Here is a 944-nt window from a genome sequence, read left to right as displayed (position 1 = left end):
TGCGTGCTTTTTTATGGAGGTCATATCTCATAATCAGGCCAATTATTGCCCAGTCTATTTAACGTGTATTCTCACTCTGAGAATCGTTAACGCCGAAGAAAGATAGAAAATAACCATGAAGCATAACTCTTATAACTCTCAGCACATTCCGCCGCAAGCGCCGGGGAATCAGCAAGGCTTTTGGTCTCAAGTCGCCAGAAAAGGTGTGCACTTCCCATTTACTTGCAATAATCATCATGTGTCAAGTAAAGTGTTGCGATCCCGTAAACCCTCTGAGCTTAGAACGTTAGACCCATCTGAAGGCGGCTACAACGAACGTCAAATTAGAGACATCACATTGCCATGGTGGGGCTTGGTCTATTTTTATGCCGTGACATTCGGAAAATTTATTGCTCTCTATATGATGCCAGTAGCTTTTTTGGTTTGTGTTATGGCAAATATTCTAACTGAAGCTCCACAAAGTGACGTTAATACAGCATATCTTGGGTTAATCTGTATATCTGTGGTGTGTCTACTCATTTGGTGGTCTTTCTCTTTTTTTAATGGAAAATTACCCATTAAAACGTTATTTTCATTAAGCCGAGAAACGGGTATGGTCACACTTTATGGTTTCGGTAATAAGGTGCGATTTAGTCACCCTTTTGTTGAGTTTGATTGCTACCTGACAACATCGCCAACCCCTCAAGGTTTTATTAATTATCAACTGTTTCTTGTTCATCGTTATAATGGTTACAAACATGGGGTTCCCATTGGCCGTTTTATTAATGGCTCAAGAGATCTTGATGAATACAAGCGCTTATGGAACATGATCCAAGCCTATATGGATGTAAGCCAGCCTTTACCCGACATTCCAATGAATGAGCCTTTTCGCCATAAAGACAGTGCAACCGTTGCTTATGATAAGGCGCATCATCGAAAGCCAGATTTTTGGTTCAGTATGGATG

1 protein-coding gene is annotated in these 944 nt (G+C 40.8%); it reads left to right on the top strand.

The window, feature by feature from the left end:
- Positions 1 to 115: 115 nt before the first annotated feature.
- Positions 116 to 944 (top strand): hypothetical protein (locus C9J38_RS21535; protein WP_107208809.1); only part of this gene is annotated, 829 nt, incomplete at its 3' end.

It is taken from the genome of Photobacterium sp. GB-210, from assembly GCF_003026075.1.
Classification (GTDB): Bacteria; Pseudomonadota; Gammaproteobacteria; order Enterobacterales; family Vibrionaceae; genus Photobacterium.
The sequence above is the reverse complement of the archived record's forward strand: the minus strand, read 5'-3'. Positions and strand labels throughout refer to the sequence as shown.